The sequence below is a fragment of the Thiothrix eikelboomii genome (assembly GCF_900167255.1).
GTDB classification, from domain to species: Bacteria; Pseudomonadota; Gammaproteobacteria; order Thiotrichales; family Thiotrichaceae; genus Thiolinea; species Thiolinea eikelboomii.
The window spans coordinates 1-13,622 of sequence record NZ_FUYB01000037.1; the positions used below are offsets into that span (position 1 = coordinate 1).

Below are 13,622 nucleotides of genomic sequence, written 5' to 3' on the forward strand. Positions count from 1 at the left end.
GTTTTAGTCCGTGGAGTATGGGGGGTATGCCGGGCGGTTCGAGTTTTAGTCCGTGGAGTATGGGGGGTATACCGGGCGGCTCGAGTTTTAGCCCGTGGAATATGGGGGGTATGCCGGGCGGCTCGAGTTTTAGCCCGTGGAATATGGGTAATAGTCCGTGGGGGGGGAATGGCTGGAATTCATCAATCTGGCCTTGGAGTGGTTCTGGTATAGGGAACTCATGGGGTAATCCTACTTGGATGCCGTGGTCGAACAATTCTGGTTTTTTTGGGCGGCGCAATAACGATGATTGGATAACTCGGATGTTTTTAAGCAACGCTTTGAACCAGCAAGCTCCCATCAATCGAGGCTTAATACCTAACTATCCTGCTCAAGGATCGGCTGTGGGTCAGAGTCTACCTGCGCAGCAACCACAAACTGTATTCTATCCGCAATCACCCAGCCAACTAAGCAATACACCGAGTATAACCAGTGAGCCAGCTGGGCAGCCTACTGCTGTTGGGTTTCCAGCAGCGAGTTCTAGTTTTAGTCCATTTATCGAACCGAGTCCTTCGGACAGGCCAGTGACTAACCCCGCCATTATGCCAATGCCAAGTTCACCCTATTCTGATTCCAAGCCGCAGGCTAAGACTTGGGTATTTCCAGATGGGAGTCGCTATTAGTCATTGATGACTTCATTTTCCCAAAGATAGCGGTTCACAGCGAGCCAAGCGCCAACTAAGCCGAGTATCGAGCTAATCACGAGTACTTCTAGCGTAGTGGTTAAATCAATACCACCAATACTGAAACTGTTGCCATACAGGGTAGAAAGTTTATTCACCGGTCCTACTAAAAAGAGCAAGGCAATATTCACCACTAATAAGCTGAGAACACCGCCAAATAAACCTAACCACAAGCCCCCGTATAAAAAGGGACGGCGAATATAACGATTGGTAGCGCCAATCAAACGAGTAACGAGAATTTCATCTTTACGATTTTCAATATCAAGGCGAATCGTATTACCGACCACGAGTAGCACAGTGAAGGCTAACAGTGCTGCGACCACCGCGACAATGCGCTCAGCGATTTGTAGAATGGCACGTAGACGTTGAATCCATTCGACATCAATCTGTACATCTTCCACTTCCTTATACGTCTTGATGCGTTTAGTAAAATCGTCCAAGTCTGCATCGGTTTCACCAAGCTCATTGAGTTTAGGTGTAATAATAACGATATTAGGTAAGGGGTTTTCTCCTAAGGTTTTTAAGGTATCCGCAAGACCCGAGATTTTTTTAAAATCCTGTAAGGCCTGATCACGGGTTACGACCGTCGTGCTGAATACTTCCGGCTGAGTTTTGACTAATTCAGCTAAGTCATTCGCCTGCTGTTCGGTAACTTTAGGTTTTAAAAACAACGAAATCGTCGGTACGGATTGATTATTATGGGTCAAGCTTTGTAGATTCTTGACCAAGACATGCATGCTAGTGGGCAAAGATAAAGCTAAAGCAATGGCGATTAAGGTAATCCATGCAGAAATGGGATTAAACCATAAGCGTTTTAGGCTGAAATCAATCGCTTGTTTCTGCTGGCGCCACCAGATGCTATATAACCTAGAACGATGAGCACTAGGTTGGGGTTTGGCCAGTGGTTTTTTTGAGGTCATTTAAAGCTCCACTCGCTGCAAGACCACGGTGCGCTTTTTCATGCGCTCAACCAAACCGTGATCGTGGCTTGCAATCAGTACGGTCGCTCCAAGGTCATTGAATTGCGCAAAGGTGTACATAATATCCTGTGCTAATTCAGGGTCTAAATTCCCGGTAGGTTCATCGGCTAGAATAATAGTTGGGCGATTCACCACGGCGCGGGCTATCCCTACTCGTTGGCGTTCACCCGCAGACAGCATCAGTGGAAAGCTTTTGGTTTTCCTCCCCAAGCCTACTTTATCAAGGGCTGCATTGACCCGTCGCTTGATGTCTGGCAGGGGCATGCCTGAAATTAATAAGGGCAGGGCTACATTGTCAAAGACATTACGGTCATAGAGTAAATGTGGATCTTGGAAGATGAAGCCAATTTTACGCCGATAAGAGGGAATTTGACGCGGATTGAGATGTGTCAGCGGCATATTCCCGACTAAAACATTACCTTTGCTGGGAGTTTCGAGTAGCGCAATTAATTTGAGCAGGGTACTTTTACCGGCCCCGGAGTTGCCAGTAATAAAAAGCATTTCGCCGGCATGAATAGTCAGATTGACATTGTAGAGTGCGAGTTGCCCCGTCGGGTAGCGCTTATAAACCTGCCGAAATTCAATCATTGCTCACTGCCAGCTAATAACGCACTGGTGAATTCATAGGCATCAAACTCTTGCAAATCATCAATAGTTTCGCCAACTCCAATAAAACGCACGGGAATTTTCAGCTGCTCAGCAATCGCAAAGAGAATCCCGCCTTTAGCCGTGCCATCTAGCTTAGTGACGGTAATCCCTGTCACACCGAGAGCTTCATTAAATTGTCGGGCTTGAACTAAGGCATTTTGGCCGATGCTGGCATCAACAATCAGCATGACTTCATGGGGCGCGCTATTGTCCAGCTTTTGCATGACACGTTTTACTTTTTTTAATTCTTCCATCAGATTGGTTTGTGTGTGCAGGCGCCCTGCGGTATCCGCAAGTAAGATATCAATCCCCCGTGCTTTGGCAGATTGCATAGCATCAAAAATCACTGAGGCTGAGTCCGAGCCACTCCCTTGAGCAATCACTGGAATGCCATTGCGTTCACCCCAAATGGTGAGTTGCTCGACGGCTGCGGCCCGAAAGGTATCACCGGCGGCTAGCATCACAGATTTGCCTTGTTGCTGAAATTTTTTTGCCAGTTTACCAATAGTGGTGGTTTTGCCCGCGCCATTAATGCCAACCATTAGAATCACAAAAGGTTGATGCTGAGTATCAATAGTTAAGGTTTGGGCGGCGGGGCGAAGAATGCGATGCATTTTATTATAGAGTGCCTGCATTAGAGCATCCATATCATCTAATTCTTGGCGACTGACCCGCTGACTTAAATCACTCATAATCGCTTGAGTCGCTTCCATCCCCACATCCGCCATCAGAAGACGAGTTTCAAGCTCTTCTAGAACTTCATCGTCAACTTTCTTTTTACCCTTAACGATGACATCCATGCCTGCGGTAATGGTATTGCCCGTCTTGAATAAGCCTTGGCGGAGGCGTTCGAAGAGTCCTGACTTTTTCGGCGGGTTCAGTACGGCATCTGGAGAGATGTCTGCTGCTTCCTGCTTTTTTTTCTTTCCGAATCCAAACATCGTACAATCACCTGCACTAAATTTTTATCTATGAGCACTCTGCTAAATGCCCCGCATACTACCATCAGCTAGCCCAAATCGTAATAGTTCAAAGGCAAACAGAGTCCAAGCCAATCAATTACGTATTATAGGCGGACAATGGCGCAGTCGTCGCCTTCCTATTGCTGAAGTAGTGGGTTTAAGACCCACGCCGGATCGAGTTCGTGAAACTTTATTCAATTGGCTGCAGCCGGTGGTGGCTGGTGCTCGTTGCCTCGATTTATTTGCAGGTAGCGGTGCTTTAGGGTTTGAAGCGTTATCGCGTGAAGCTGCAGAAGTGGTATTCGTTGAACAAGATCTACGCGCTTTCAAACAATTGCAAGCTAATGCTGCTTGTTTAGGTGCAAGCCAAGCATTATTGGTTCATGCGGATGCTTTCAGTTATTTGCAAGGAGAGACACGGGGTTTTGATGTGATTTTTATAGATCCCCCCTTTCGTCAAGCGTTACCGGAACACGCACTTCGGGCGCTAACAGCTCAACAATTAATTAAGTCGGAAACTTTAATTTATTTAGAACATGAAGTGGAATATCAACTTGATCTTAGTCATTGGAACTTAAAGATTTACCGGCAAACTAAGGCAGGGCAAGTCATGAGTTTTCTATTAAAAAAAGTATAATCGAAGGTAGCATTAACAAGATTAATGATTCTAGTTAGTTCTGGTTAATGCTTGGGTGGATAAAATAGTTAATTAAATCGATCGGTAGAGGAGAAGGTATCAATGGGCTTATGGTCTGAGCTTGCAGTTTGGCAATTGGTGGGTATTGCCTTAGGGTTAACCCATATTACTATTATCGCAGTGACGATTTTTCTGCATCGTTCGCAAACGCATCGGGCAGTGGATCTCGGTTTTATTCCCTTTCACTTTTTTCGCTTTTGGTTGTGGCTTACGACGGGCATGGTGACTCGTGAATGGGTAGCAATTCATCGCAAGCATCATGCTAAGTGTGAAACCGTTGATGACCCACACAGCCCACATTTCAAGGGGATTCAAACCGTCTTATGGCGTGGGGCTTGGCTTTATCGTCGTGAATCACTCAATCAAGAAACTTTAAAGCTCTATGGCCGTGGCACACCCGATGATTGGCTAGAGCGCAGGCTGTATGCCCGTTTACCTTGGTTAGGGGTTGCCTGCATGTTGTTAATAGATCTGGCTTTATTCGGGTGGGCAGGTCTTGCTATTTGGTTGGTGCAAATGCTGTGGATTCCCTTTTGGGCCGCAGGAGTGATTAATGGTTTAGCCCATTGGTGGGGTTATCGTAATTGGCAAACCGAGGATGCATCCACCAATATTTCACCCTTCGGTATCCTGATCGGTGGTGAGGAGCTGCACAATAATCATCATGCGTTTGCTGCTTCAGCACGCTTATCCAGTAAATGGTATGAATTTGATCTGGGTTGGATGTATATCCGGTTATTGGCACTCATGGGGATGGCGACCGTGCGTAATCTTGCGCCACGTTTAACGATTAATCCCAGTAAGCAGGTGGTTGATTTGGATACTGTCGCGGCGGTATTGGGTAATCGTATTCAAGTTTTATCGAATTTTGCCCGCCAAGTGACTCAGCCCGTATTGAAAGCTGAATTAGGTCAAACCAGTCAACCCTCCCGAAAGCAACACCGTTTAGCCCAGCGCTTATTGAATCAATCTAAACCTTTGGATCAAACCGCTAAGGCAGATTTACAGCAATTATTAGCAGGGCATCAAGCCTTGGCAACTGTTTATCAATTTAAGCAAAGTTTATTGGATTTGTGGGAGCGGACGACCCATTCACAGGAAGCACGCTTAGAAGCTGTGCAAGAATGGATTACCCATGCAGAAAAAACCCGTGTTGTGGCCTTAGCTGAGTTTGCTCAACGGTTACGCGGGTATTCGATGGCTGCTTAAGCCAATTGATAGGCCAATAAAAAACCGGATCTAAGATCCGGTTGTGAAAAGTTCAAGGCCAGAGTTTAAAGCCAGCTCAGCTAATTCCAGCTGCTTAAACTGAAGCTATTAAACTGGGCTTATTCTGCAGGTTTGTCACCCCAATGATCGTGACCACCTTGTCCACCATGACCACCACGATGATGCCCACCGCCATGACGGCCTTCACCGTTGCCCATTCCAAAGCCACGCCCGCCCCGCATCGTTTTCATCTTTTCAACTTGCTCAGGGGTAAGTACAGCATTAACACGAGTTTCGGTTTCAGTGCGAAGAGCTTCAGCTTTAGTACGTTGCTCGGTCATAACGGTTTTAAGTTGAGCTACTTGCTCATCGGTTAAGCCTAGTTTTTCTTTCATTTTTGCTAAGCGTTTATCCATATGCTCAGCCATTTTTGCATCACGTTGGGCTTGTGTGTCAGCGGGTGCAGCATTAGTGCCTGCAGTGGTTGCTGTAGTGTTTTGTGTAGGGACTGGATCTTGAGCAAATACACTAGTGGCAGCCCCTAAACCTAAAGCACTGACTAAGGTTAAAGCTAAAATCGACTTCTTCATGCGTAATCTCCAAAATTATTGATAAGACTTTGTGAGTTTTAACTGACTTAAGTGGTCTTCCCTAACCTAAGTTTGTTTTTGTGTGGAAGTTTGTGTGCTTCCATGTCAGGTAGAATACGCAAGAATTACGGACTAAGTTTGAGCTAATCATGGAGAGATCTAGGAGATTATTAACTCGCTAAGGCTCAAATTTGTAGCCAACTGAATAGACAGAGTGGATAAAATCCCGCTCTGGATTAAGCGCATTAATCTTTTTACGAAGCTTTTTAATATGGCTATCAATGGTACGGTCACTGACAATCCGATTATCTGGGTAGACGCGCTCCATCAATTGTTGGCGACTGAAAATCCGCCCCGGATAGGATTGTAGGGTTTCTAATAATTCAAATTCGACGAGGGTCAGGATGACTTGTTGATCCGAGAACTGGACGCTTAAGCGCTCACGATCCAATTGAATACCTGCAACGCCTAGGATAGTCAGATGCGAAGCAGATTGATTGGGTAGCGTGCGTCGCAGCACGGCTTTAACGCGGGCAATCACTTCGCGGGGGCTAAACGGTTTGCAAATATAATCATCAGCCCCCAATTCTAAACCTAATAAACGATCAATCTCTTCAGCACGGGCAGTCAACATAATAATCGGTGGTTGTGGGGCGCGTTGGCGTAGTTCTTTGCAAATATCTAAACCGTCTTTGCCGGGCAGCATGAGATCAAGAAGAACTAATTCCACTGGGTTATTCAGTAGCCAAGTACTCGCGGTATTGCCGTCTGCAATCCAATGGGTTTTATACCCAGCATTTTCGAGATATTTTTTTAAAAGTTCGGCGATTTTAGGTTCGTCTTCTACGATTAACACCGGGAACATGGCTTTAGTCTCAATTAATTTTTTTGTTTACTATCTTTAACGGCAGTTTTACAGTGATTTGCAAGCCCCCTAAAGGTGAATGACTGGTTTGAATACTACCACTATGTGCTTCCACAATATTATGGCAGATGCTCAAGCCAATACCTGCTCCCCCAGTTAAGCGATTGCGCGAGCTTTCTACGCGAAACAATCGCTCAAATAGGTGAGGGAGTGCCGCATCAGGCACACTAGGCGCGGTATCGGCAAAAATAATTTCGGCAAAATGGCCTTGTTTTTTAAATTGAAGCTCTAAACAACCCGGTGCATCCGTGTAGCGGAGGCTATTTTTAAACAGATTATGAAACAATTGCTGTAAGCGCTGTTCATCGGCTTGTATCCAAGCGGTAGCCTTAGTCGGAATCCGGTTGTTGATAGTTAGACCTTGTTCATGGAAACTGTGTTCAAATTGATTAACGCTCATTGTTAAGCTGCCGACTAAATCAATTTCAGTTTTGTGATAGCTTAATGCGCCACTGTCAGACAAAGATAAAGTGTATAGATCCTCAACTAAGCGCTGTAAGTGCAAAGTTTCTTGATGCAAAGAATGTATCGTGTGCTCATCGGCTTGATTAATGCCATCTTGAATCGCTTCAATTTCACCGCGTAAAATCGACAGTGGAGTACGCAATTCATGGGCAATATCTTGAATCCATTGGCGACGGGCTTGTTCGGTTTGTTGCAAGCGTTCCGCTAATCGGTTGAAGTCTGAACTCAGCTGCCCTAATTCATCCCGTCCTAGTTCAGCAATTCGTGTTGCATAATTGCCATCGGCTAATTCACTGGTACTATGCCGCAAGTGTTGAATCGGGCGAACTAATTGGCGAGCTAATAGAAAGGCCACTAGCAGACTACCTAATAAGGTCATAAACGCAATAATGACTAAAGTTCTATTTTGCTTTTCTAAGAATTTAGCATCTTCACTACTGTCACTAAAGCCGGTGCGTTGATACAAACCTAAGTAGCCTACAATTTGCTGCTTGAACTCTAATTGGTATTCAAGATCGGGTGGGTCTTTAAGTTGGATTCCCTGTACCAATTGATGATTGGCATCTAATAAAACAGTGCGGCGGCGGACATCAAAGCGGGTCAGACGATTGAGCGAGGGGGCGGGTGGCAAATCCTTGCTCTCGGTTTCAGTTTGTTCATGCAGCGGGCGCTGTAATAAAAACCATTGGCGACGATCTTTTTTCAGGTTTTCCCAGCTACCGTGTTGGGCATAATAGGCAAGCACTGTTGCTTTAAGTTGCTGTAAATGCTCGTTTTCTTGTTGGCGGACAAATTCTAGATAAGTTAATCTAAATTGGAAGTGGACAAAACTTAAAGCCGCTGCCACCGCGATTGAGCAAGCTAAAAAAATAACAATAAACAGTTTGGTGCGAATACTGAAGCTAAGCATGGATTCAAATTATTGAAGGTATTAGATGGAGTCAATCATTCTCCATCCTTCTTCAACCTTCAATCTCCATAAGGTATCTCTAGCCAAATATGCCCATTTTTTCCAGAATGTTTAACGGTTCGTACTTGAATGGTCGACCCTTCTGCTAAATAGCCAACATTCTCTGCCAAATTGGTGCTACCTGTGTTCATGCGTTGCCCCGGTGGGGCTGAGCGTACATTGGCGCCCCAAATTAATTGATAAGTTTGATTAGCCTCAGGTAAGTCGGTCGGATTTATCTTCAAACCCACTAGATTCCAAGCCCCGTTTTGAAATTGCCCCGCATAAATCCAACCCTGTTGCGGTTTTTCGATACTCGGTGTTGGAGTATCCGTGGCTTGTTTTAAGCCCTGCAGGGTTAAGGCGGTCGGTGCTGTAGTTCTAAGTGAAGAACTAGGCGTATTAGCTGCTAAACTGGCTAGGGGTAAAATAGGCTCGGGAATTAGCGTAGCTTGCTCTAATTGTTGTTGGCTGTCTAATAGGCTAGGTGCAAGGCGGTTATTCGAAATTGGATGGCTCGAGGCTGGATTGACAGCAGCGGTGCTGGTTTGCTCAGGATGCGTGTGCTGAGCAGGTTGGCTTGGGCTTGCCAGCTTTGGGGGTTGAATTGATTCGATTTCAGGCAGCTGAAGGATTTGAGATTGCGGTAACAATAAGCTGGAATCAGCTCCTAAGGGCTGTTGTGTCATTTGAGCATGGGTGAGTCGCTCTGCGCCAGCAAATAGCGAAGAGCGTGTTAACAGCCAACTAAGAACTAAGCCGCTGACTAATAAAGTCAGTAATAAAGTAGCGAGCAGCCAATTAGCGTGCTTTGAGCTTTCATACATCGCTGTTAAGCCATCCTTGCCATAATTTGATTGAAAATTAATCAAATTAAAAATAGCACATCTTTCCTTGATGTGCTGATAAATTAATTAGTTTAACGGTTTAGGAGGGCAAGCTATAGGTCAACAACCTACTCAAAGCCTTGGGTATAGACTTCTGGTGTATAGTTTTCAAAGCGGGTGTATTTACCTAAGAAGGTCAAACGGCAAGTACCGATCGGGCCATTCCGTTGCTTGGCAATAATGATTTCTGCAGAGCCTTTTTCTGCTGAGTCAGGATGATAAACTTCATCACGATACACAAACATAATCACGTCAGCATCCTGCTCAATCGCACCTGACTCACGCAAATCAGACATGACCGGGCGTTTATTCGGGCGTTGCTCAAGACTACGGTTGAGCTGGGAAAGAACAATAATCGGTGTACTGAGTTCTTTGGCTAAGGCTTTGAGCGAGCGTGAAATTTCCGAAACCTCATTGGTGCGGTTTTCACTTTTACCACTCCCTTGCATTAATTGCAGATAATCGAGCACGATCAGACCAAGCTGACCGTGTTCACGCACTAAGCGCCGTGAACGCGCCCGTACTTCATTTGGCGAAAGTGCAGGGCTATCATCAATGAACATCGGTACATCAGCAAAGATTTTTACCGCTGTCGCAATTCGTGGCCAATCCTCATCGGTCAATTGGCCCGTGCGCAAACGATGTTGATCAACTCGTCCCATAGAAGATAAAAGACGTAGTGTCAATTGCTCAGCAGGCATCTCCATACTGAAGACGGCAACGGGTAGTTTTTTATGTGCGGCGGCATATTCAGCAATATTCATTGAGAAGGTTGTTTTACCCATCGACGGACGACCCGCAACAATGACTAAATCCCCCTTTTGCAGGCCAGAAGTCATTTCATCAAGATCGGTATAACCCGTCGAAACCCCTGTAATGGTTGAATTCAGTTTGCTGAGTATTTCAATATTCTCTAAGGTGGCTTTCATCAGCGATTTCAGATCACGGAAGGATTTAGTATTGCGTGCTCCATGCTCAGCAATTTCAAACACTTTACGCTCTGCTTGGTCGAGCAATTCACGACTATCACGGCCTTCGGTGTTATAGCCAGAATCAGTGATTTCGGTACCTACGCTAATTAATTGCCGCAGAATAGATTTTTCGCGCACGATGTCTGCATAAGCCGCAATATTGGCCGCGCTGGGTGTATCCTTAGCCATTGTTGCCAAATAAGCTAAACCACCGGCATCATCGAGTGAACGGTTTTCCTTAAGCCATTCGCTTAAGGTAATAATATCCAGAGGTTTTTGTTGACTGGCTAAATAAGCAATAGCACGGAAGATTAAGCGGTGGTCCTGCCGATAAAAATCCGTCTCGGATAGCTTGTCACCAATGACCATCCAAGCTTCATTATCCAGCATTAAGCCGCCCAACACCGATTGCTCTGCTTCGATCGAGTGTGGAGGTATTTTTAGGGATTCGTATGTGTCTGCCATAGCCAGCAGTTTACAGGAAGTCAGAGGAAAAGAGCGGGGGCTCGCTTAGAAAATTCATCAGGCAGTGATAAAGCCACCTGATGATTGAAGTAAACAACTAATTAATTAGCTTTTTCTTCTTCGATAACAACTTTAACAATCGCATCGACATCGGTGTGTAAATGCACACCCACTTCATATTCACCTAATAAGCGCAAAGGCCCTGCAGGCATACGAATTTCACGGCGTTCAATTTCAATCCCCGCAGCAAGGATAGCTTCAGCGATTTCAATGCTCGAGACCGAACCGAATAGTTTGCCTTCACCACCGGTTTTGGCTTTGATTGTTAACACTAAGTCTTGGAGTTGATCACGACGTGCCTCAGCGGCTGCATGTGCATCTTGGGCGGCTTTTTCTAACTCAGCTCGACGTTGTTCGAATTCAGCAACATTGGCTTTAGTGGCCATTTTGGCGCGGCCGGTCGGAATCAGGTAATTACGACCATAACCTGGACGTACATTAACGACAGTTCCGAGTGCACCGAGATTTTCAACTTTCTTTAGAAGTATGACTTCCATTGTTCTCACCTTAAATTTAACTCAGGCTAAGCCTGAACAATCCATAAATACTTTAAGTTTTACTCTTTAGTTCTGCGTGCTAAATAACCACGGAAATCAGCAAGGGTATCGACCATACCAAAAACAGCGACTAATAAGCCGGTCTGTACAGGTAAAAATGCCAAAGGTAGATATAAGGCTAATAACCAAGCACGATGCGCCTTAAGTTGCGCCCGCACACTATGCAGCAAAGCAATGCCTTGGAATAAAAACATCCCAAGTCCGACTAAAATCAAGTCAATCAACCACGCTGCAGGATTAAACAGGGCTAAGATAATCACGGCACTTAGGCCTAGAGCTGCAAATTTATGCAAGCGCAAGCCATACATTTCTTCCTTGAAGCCGCCCGGATTATACAAAACTGCTTGCCAATGACGAGCTAGCATCAGCGATAGAGTAATCACTAACCCCATCGAAGCTGCAAAGAGTCCCGTCATATGCTTGGCCACTTGATTGAGTAACTCATCTAAGTTTACATCCGCCAAGCTAGCTTGCAGTTGATCCCAGTCTACCAAAGCTTGTAGGGCATTTTTCCAAAAGCTGACAGGATCAGTCACACTGATATGAAATAACACCACTAAGGCTGCTGCTAGGCCAAAAATAACTTGGATTAATTGTGCCCAAGAGGCAGACCGTGCTAAATAAAGTGCGAGACCAACAATCAGCAGCGACTGTATTAAGCTTGAAAACAAGCTGCCCAATACATTGCCTTGCAATAAAAGTGCGACTAAGCCTAAGCCGAGGCTCACAACTGACGCAATCATCACGCCCCGTTGCCAGCCCATCCGCAAGGTTACTAAACCAATAGCAGCATTACTGAGTAAACCTAAAAATGGCAGAAACATCGCTAGCAAAGCAAACCCTAAGGCAAAGCCAATCGCTTGAAGTGGCCCTGACATAATGAAGGCAGCCATTAATGTCTCCTGCTCTTAGTCAGCGGCTATGCTAAGCACAACCGCTGGCTAAAATTACTTGTGCTGATCGGTATAAGGCATCAGCGCTAAGAAACGGGCGCGCTTAATCGCTGTTGCTAATTGACGCTGATAAGGCGCTTTAGTCCCAGTGATTCGGCTAGGTACGATTTTGCCAGTTTCAGTGATAAAGCCTTTTAAGGTGTCGAGGTCTTTGTAATCGACTTCAGCAATACCTTCGGCAGTGAAACGGCAGTATTTTTTACGGCGGAAAAAACGTGACATAGTAATTATCCCTACAATTATTCGTCGTCAGCTTCATCAAGGTCAGCATCATCTATCTCGACTTCTTCACGACGAGGTGGACGCTTCGTTTTACCTTCATTTTCTTTGCTCAATGGCGACGCTTCAGTGACAGGACCATCACGACGGATCGTCAAAGTACGGATGATGGCATCATTGAAGCGGAAAATACTTTCCAATTCGTCTAAGGTTTTGCCATCACATTCAATATTCATCATCACATAATGGGCTTTGTGAATTTTGTTGATTGGATACGCCAGTTGACGACGACCCCAATCTTCTAAACGATGAATACTACCTTGGTTTTCGTTAATCAGCGTGCGATAACGCTCGATCATAGCTGGAACTTGCTCACTCTGATCCGGGTGGACGAGGAAGACAATTTCATAGTGACGCATGCAGTCTCCTTTTGGATTAAACAGCCTCCTGCTAACCAATTGATGGGCAGTGAAGCAAGGATGCAGAGTTAAAGACCAAACTCTACTATGGTTTCATTAAAGGCGCGAGATTATGCTGTAGATCTAAGTTATTGTCAATTGAGTGATTTTTAGAATTTTTTAACTTCTTAAAATTTAAGCTTAAAGTTTTATCCTCCGCGCCGTAAAACCCCGTACTTCAGTACGGGGATACAAGGCGGATCGGCGATAGCCGATTAATGCGGTGTGTCCTGTTGCTCAACATATTGCCGAATGACCTCCAACGGCGCACCACCACAACTACCCGCGAAGTAGGAAGGCGACCACAAGTGATTGCCCCATAGCTTTTGGCGAATGCTGGCATAGCGTTGTTGTCGAATATGCCGACTCGATGCGCCTTTCAACTGCTTAATCAGTAACGTAATCGACAGTTTAGGTGGGTAGTTCAGCAGCAAGTGAACAGGGTCGGCCTCACCGTCAAACTCAGTGAGTTGAACACCCTGTTCTAAACAAACCCGTTCAAAGATGAAACGCATCTCATCCAAAATAGCTTGGGTGAAAACCTTGCGTCGATACTGGGTCACAAAGATCAAAAGACTTGTTTTTGGGTTGTCAATGTTATCCCAATGGGTTAATATTAGACCCATAGGATAGTAATGCCAATACATTGGGATAACAAAATGGATTCTGATAAAGAAGTTCGTTTAAACATTAGAATTGAAGAAAGTTTAAAAAACTTGCTACAAGAAGCTGCAAACCTTGAATCTAGAACCGTCACAAGCTTTGTGATTAATGCGTTAAAGCAGCATATTTCTCAACAGCACCCACAGCTACTCGATCAAAGCAAACTAGAGGCAGCCGACTAAATGCCTGTGGTGAAACGCGCCTACCACTACCGATTCTATCCAACGGCTGAGCAAGTACAG

The 13,622-nt window shown here is 45.3% G+C and carries 18 protein-coding genes; 5 read left to right on the top strand and 13 right to left on the bottom strand.

The features are described 5' to 3' along the window. Nucleotides 1–662, top strand: a 662-nt coding sequence (locus B5D50_RS20430) for a hypothetical protein (protein WP_200807150.1), incomplete at its 5' end; no start/stop codon positions are given. Here B5D50_RS20430 and ftsX read toward each other — a convergent pair. From ftsX to ftsY, 3 genes are read right to left on the bottom strand one after another with little or no spacing between them, the layout of a single operon-like run. Continuing rightward, nucleotides 659–1,642, bottom strand: coding sequence for a permease-like cell division protein FtsX (gene ftsX, locus B5D50_RS19425; protein ID WP_078924305.1), 984 nt, complete (start codon nucleotides 1,640–1,642; stop codon nucleotides 659–661). The genes B5D50_RS20430 and ftsX overlap by 4 nt on opposite strands. Further along, nucleotides 1,643–2,290: a cell division ATP-binding protein FtsE gene (gene ftsE, locus B5D50_RS19430; RefSeq protein ID WP_078924306.1), complete on the bottom strand. Its 648-nt coding sequence runs from the start codon at nucleotides 2,288–2,290 to the stop codon at nucleotides 1,643–1,645. It abuts the gene before it with no gap. After that, nucleotides 2,287–3,291 (bottom strand): signal recognition particle-docking protein FtsY, encoded by a 1,005-nt coding sequence (ftsY, locus tag B5D50_RS19435; RefSeq protein WP_078924307.1) that lies wholly within the window; start codon nucleotides 3,289–3,291, stop codon nucleotides 2,287–2,289. Before ftsY ends, ftsE begins: the two co-directional genes overlap by 4 nt. Nucleotides 3,292–3,337: 46 nt before the next feature. On the opposite strand from ftsY, the gene rsmD reads away from it, so the two are divergent. Both rsmD and B5D50_RS19445 read left to right on the top strand, forming a co-directional pair. Beyond that, nucleotides 3,338–3,949 carry a 16S rRNA (guanine(966)-N(2))-methyltransferase RsmD gene (gene rsmD, locus B5D50_RS19440; RefSeq protein ID WP_078924308.1) on the top strand — a complete coding sequence of 204 codons (612 nt, stop codon included), beginning with the start codon at nucleotides 3,338–3,340 and terminating at the stop codon, nucleotides 3,947–3,949. Between the two features lie 102 nt (nucleotides 3,950–4,051). Next, nucleotides 4,052–5,218, top strand: coding sequence for a DesA family fatty acid desaturase (locus tag B5D50_RS19445; protein ID WP_078924309.1), 1,167 nt, complete (start codon nucleotides 4,052–4,054; stop codon nucleotides 5,216–5,218). 119 nt (nucleotides 5,219–5,337) lie between these two features. Here the strand turns inward: B5D50_RS19445 and B5D50_RS19450 are convergent, their stop codons facing one another. The 10 genes from B5D50_RS19450 to tnpA all read right to left on the bottom strand — a co-directional run bounded on the left by B5D50_RS19450 (nucleotide 5,338) and on the right by tnpA (nucleotide 13,343). Continuing rightward, nucleotides 5,338–5,808 (bottom strand): Spy/CpxP family protein refolding chaperone, encoded by a 471-nt coding sequence (locus B5D50_RS19450; protein WP_078924310.1) that lies wholly within the window; start codon nucleotides 5,806–5,808, stop codon nucleotides 5,338–5,340. Between the two features lie 178 nt (nucleotides 5,809–5,986). After that, on the bottom strand, nucleotides 5,987–6,673 hold the full coding sequence (locus tag B5D50_RS19455; protein WP_078924311.1) for a response regulator: 687 nt from the start codon (nucleotides 6,671–6,673) through the stop codon (nucleotides 5,987–5,989). Between the two features lie 10 nt (nucleotides 6,674–6,683). Beyond that, nucleotides 6,684–8,108: an ATP-binding protein gene (locus B5D50_RS19460; RefSeq protein ID WP_078924312.1), complete on the bottom strand. Its 1,425-nt coding sequence runs from the start codon at nucleotides 8,106–8,108 to the stop codon at nucleotides 6,684–6,686. Nucleotides 8,109–8,167: 59 nt separating this feature from the next. Next, the gene (locus tag B5D50_RS19465; RefSeq protein ID WP_143594432.1) at nucleotides 8,168–8,974 is read right to left on the bottom strand and encodes a hypothetical protein; all 807 of its coding nucleotides are present in this window, start codon (nucleotides 8,972–8,974) and stop codon (nucleotides 8,168–8,170) included. A gap of 128 nt (nucleotides 8,975–9,102) precedes the next feature. Continuing rightward, nucleotides 9,103–10,470: a replicative DNA helicase gene (gene dnaB, locus B5D50_RS19470; protein ID WP_078924314.1), complete on the bottom strand. Its 1,368-nt coding sequence runs from the start codon at nucleotides 10,468–10,470 to the stop codon at nucleotides 9,103–9,105. 101 nt (nucleotides 10,471–10,571) lie between these two features. Further along, complete coding sequence (rplI, locus tag B5D50_RS19475) at nucleotides 10,572–11,027, bottom strand: 50S ribosomal protein L9 (RefSeq protein ID WP_078924315.1); 456 nt, start codon at nucleotides 11,025–11,027, stop codon at nucleotides 10,572–10,574. Between the two features lie 59 nt (nucleotides 11,028–11,086). Next, a complete protein-coding gene (locus B5D50_RS19480; protein WP_078924316.1) occupies nucleotides 11,087–11,980 on the bottom strand; it encodes a hypothetical protein in 894 nt (297 codons plus the stop codon). Between the two features lie 54 nt (nucleotides 11,981–12,034). Further along, complete coding sequence (gene rpsR / locus B5D50_RS19485; protein ID WP_078924317.1) at nucleotides 12,035–12,262, bottom strand: 30S ribosomal protein S18; 228 nt, start codon at nucleotides 12,260–12,262, stop codon at nucleotides 12,035–12,037. A 17-nt stretch (nucleotides 12,263–12,279) separates the two neighbouring features. Next, nucleotides 12,280–12,678: a 30S ribosomal protein S6 gene (gene rpsF, locus B5D50_RS19490; protein WP_078924318.1), complete on the bottom strand. Its 399-nt coding sequence runs from the start codon at nucleotides 12,676–12,678 to the stop codon at nucleotides 12,280–12,282. A 254-nt stretch (nucleotides 12,679–12,932) separates the two neighbouring features. Next, the gene (gene tnpA, locus B5D50_RS19495) at nucleotides 12,933–13,343 is read right to left on the bottom strand and encodes an IS200/IS605 family transposase (protein WP_078924319.1); all 411 of its coding nucleotides are present in this window, start codon (nucleotides 13,341–13,343) and stop codon (nucleotides 12,933–12,935) included. Nucleotides 13,344–13,376: 33 nt separating this feature from the next. Between tnpA and B5D50_RS19500 the strand changes: the two genes are divergently transcribed. Both B5D50_RS19500 and B5D50_RS20910 read left to right on the top strand, forming a co-directional pair. Beyond that, complete coding sequence (locus B5D50_RS19500) at nucleotides 13,377–13,562, top strand: type II toxin -antitoxin system TacA 1-like antitoxin (RefSeq protein ID WP_159448660.1); 186 nt, start codon at nucleotides 13,377–13,379, stop codon at nucleotides 13,560–13,562. Then, nucleotides 13,563–13,622, top strand: a 60-nt coding sequence (locus B5D50_RS20910) for a helix-turn-helix domain-containing protein (protein WP_143594433.1), incomplete at its 3' end; no start/stop codon positions are given. It abuts the gene before it with no gap.